This is a genomic window from Deltaproteobacteria bacterium (assembly GCA_021159305.1).
Classification (GTDB): Bacteria; Campylobacterota_A; Desulfurellia; order JAGGSF01; family JAGGSF01; genus JAGGSF01.
The window spans coordinates 1-1860 of the sequence record JAGGSB010000068.1; the positions used below are offsets into that span (position 1 = coordinate 1).

2 protein-coding genes are annotated in these 1860 nt (G+C 36.5%); both read left to right on the forward strand.

Going from position 1 to position 1860, the window contains the following annotated elements; all coding sequences use genetic code 11:
* Positions 1-172: 172 nt before the first annotated feature.
* Positions 173-679 (forward strand): ribonuclease H-like YkuK family protein, encoded by a 507-nt coding sequence (locus J7J10_04270; protein ID MCD6130145.1) that lies wholly within the window; start codon positions 173-175, stop codon positions 677-679.
* A gap of 115 nt (positions 680-794) precedes the next feature.
* A partial coding sequence (locus J7J10_04275; GenBank protein ID MCD6130146.1) for an acyl-CoA thioesterase occupies positions 795-1860 on the forward strand: 1066 nt, incomplete at its 3' end.

Consider the following 1860-nt stretch of genomic DNA (forward strand, 5'->3'; position numbering starts at 1 on the left):
CTAAAGCCCTCTCTTTTGGCCTTAGATTATGGTTTATCAGGTGTTCACTTTTAAACTTTAAATCGTACAAAAACGGTTCACTTTTAATTTTTAAATGACATGCTTTCAGTGACTCCTTGACACCTCTAACAATTGAACTTATAATATTCCTTCTGTTATGGAGGCACATATAGTGAAACTTGACAAACAATTTAGCGAACTCAATGCGGAATTTATAAGCCCTACATATGGGATAATAGACCTGGAAGAGATCACGAACACTATTGCCCAGCAGACTTGCGAAGAACCAGAAGATTATAGATTAATTGTAGGCACAGATTCCAAGCGCCGAGATATCTGTGCTGTATATGTCACGGTGATTATACTCTACCATATAGGAAAAGGGGGTACTTACTTTTATCAGAGATCTCGTAGCGAAATAGGCAAACATAGCCTGCAGGCTACCATCTTCCACGAAACAGCCCTGAGTTTAGCTACCGCCGCCAAATTAGACGAGTTGCTCAAGAAAAAGGGCGTATCCAAATTAGAAATAGAGATTCATTCTGATGTAGGTAGTCACGGAAAGACTAAAAAGTTGATTAAAGAAGTAGTTTCCTGGATTGATAGTTCGGGTTATTCGTGCTGCATTAAGCCCGAAAGTTTTGGAGCCAGTTCTGTAGCAGATAAATATACAGATTAAATCACCTTAGTTTGAGTTTGTGATAAGCCTTTAAAACTATTTTTTCGTCGTATATAATAAAGTGTGTTTTTCCATAAATAATAAATGAAGCATATAGAATGTAAGGAGAATTGTGATGGGGATTTTAAACAGGCCAAACGACTTGAGCATCGAAAGAACAATACCGCTAAGTAAAGATTTGGTTTTAAGAAATAATATTATGGTAATAGATGCACCGCTGTTAGGCAACACAAGATTTGGGTTATTACTTGAAAAGATGGATACATTAGCGTCAGACACGGCAAGAAAATACATTCATCAGTTCTATCCCGATGTTGTTGTTATTACGGCTGCTATTGATGATACGATAATTAGAAATGCAACAGATGTAACAAAAGACCTATTATTCAAATCCAGAATAAATTATGTCGGTAAAACTTCTATGGAAATTGGCATAAGGATAGAGCAGCCAGGTACCCCAATAACTCATATTGCCACATGTTATTTTACAATGGTTGCAAGAAAAGGACCTAGAGAAAAAAGGGTAAGTGTTCAAATACCGCCATTGAACTATATAGATGACATGGAAAAAAGAAGATACAAAAAGGCTATGGAGAGAAAGGAACTGTATTTGAAAGAAAAAAACCTTATGAAACAGCCGCCGTCGTTGGACGAGTATAAACTCTTATCCGAACTTCATAAATCTCAAGATGATCCCAATTTTAATGGTATTTTATCTGGAAAACTTGTAATGAGAAGCTGGGAAAGAATGTTTCCAGCATACAAAAATCCCAATCAAACAATATTCGGAGGATATTTGGCAAAAAGAGCATATGAGTTGTCATCTATATGCGTAGAGTTGATAGCCACGCACAGACCCATAATAGCTGCCGTGAACAGAATAAACTTTATAAACCCTGTAAAAATAGGTGATAAACTATTATTTACAGCTCATATAGTATACACTGAAAAATGTTTTATATGTGTTGAGGCTACCATAGGTAGGATGGGACGCAATGAACATAAAATCAGCGCGCAATCCAATTCATGTCTTTTTACATTTATTAATGTGGATGAAAATTTAACCCCCCATCATGTAGACAAAATATATCCTACAACCTACGCAGAAGATGACGGGTATCTTGAGGCCTCAAGAAGCCTTAAAGATATTATGTCTGAGCTACATGGAGGACTACTCAAAA